Source organism: Shewanella sp. 3_MG-2023 (genome assembly GCF_030548765.1).
GTDB lineage: Bacteria > Pseudomonadota > Gammaproteobacteria > Enterobacterales > Shewanellaceae > Shewanella.
Genome location: NZ_JAUOSH010000081.1, coordinates 1 through 1128, shown reverse-complemented (window position 1 = coordinate 1128; position 1128 = coordinate 1). Strand labels below are relative to the sequence as shown.

General features: G+C 42.0%; 1 pseudogene. It reads left to right on the top strand.

Going from position 1 to position 1128, the window contains the following annotated elements:
• Positions 1-72: 72 nt before the first annotated feature.
• Positions 73-1128, top strand: a pseudogene (locus Q4591_RS20065) (IS3 family transposase); the annotation flags it as partial.

Below are 1128 nucleotides of genomic sequence, written 5' to 3'. Positions count from 1 at the left end.
TGTAGTGGCATAGTTAATTTGGCCACCTAGTTAGAGGTGATATCATCACCTCATAAGTTAACAGGTGACACTATGAAAAAACGTACAAGAAGACTTTTTAGTGCAGAGTTCAAACTTGAATCTGCACAACTCGTGCTAGATCAGAATTACTCAATTGTTGAAGCTGCTCAAGCTATGAATGTGGGCAAATCAACCATGGATAAGTGGGTACGACAATTAAGAGAAGAGCGACAAGGTAAGCAGCATAAAGCATCACCTATATCACCAGAACAAGTTGAAATTCGAGAGTTAAAAAAGCAACTAGCTCGCCTCCAGGAGCACAACGAAATATTAAAAAAGGCCACAGCTCTGTTGATGTCGGACTCACTGAACAATTCTTAATAATTGAGAAACTCAGGCAGAGCTATAGCATAAAAACATTATGCGAAGTGTTCAGTATTCATCGTAGTAGTTACAAGTATTGGAGAAAGAGACCAATAACCATTAACGCAGATAAGGTTAAGCTTCGCAGCCTAGTCAGCGAAGTACACACTGCAAGTAATGGATCGGCAGGTGCTAGAACGATTGCAGATATGGTTAGCCAGCAGGGTGTCTCGCTAAGCCGTTATCGTGCCACTAAGTTGATGAAAGAGCTTGGTATAGTTAGCTGCCAGGTACCTAGGCACAAATACCGAAAAGCGACACTAGAACATATTGAAATCCCTAATCACCTAGGTCGACAATTCGCTGTCACAGCTCCGAATGAAGTCTGGGTTGGTGATGTTACCTACGTGTGGGCTGGTAACCGTTGGATGTACTTAGCTGTGGTGATTGATCTATTTGCACGTAAAGTGATTGGCTGGGCTATGTCGTTATCACCTGATAGTCGTTTAACTGGCAAAGCGCTTTCGATGGCCTATGAAGGTCGTGGTAAACCTAAAGATGTTATGTTCCATAGCGATCAAGGGACTCACTATACAAGCAGAAGATATCGGCAACTATTATGGCGATACCAGCTCAAACAAAGTTTATCTCGACGTGGGAATTGTTGGGATAATAGTCCTATGGAACGTTTTTTTAGGAGCCTTAAGACAGAATGGATACCAACTACAGGGTATCGTAATTTTACTGAAGCGCAGAATGAAATTA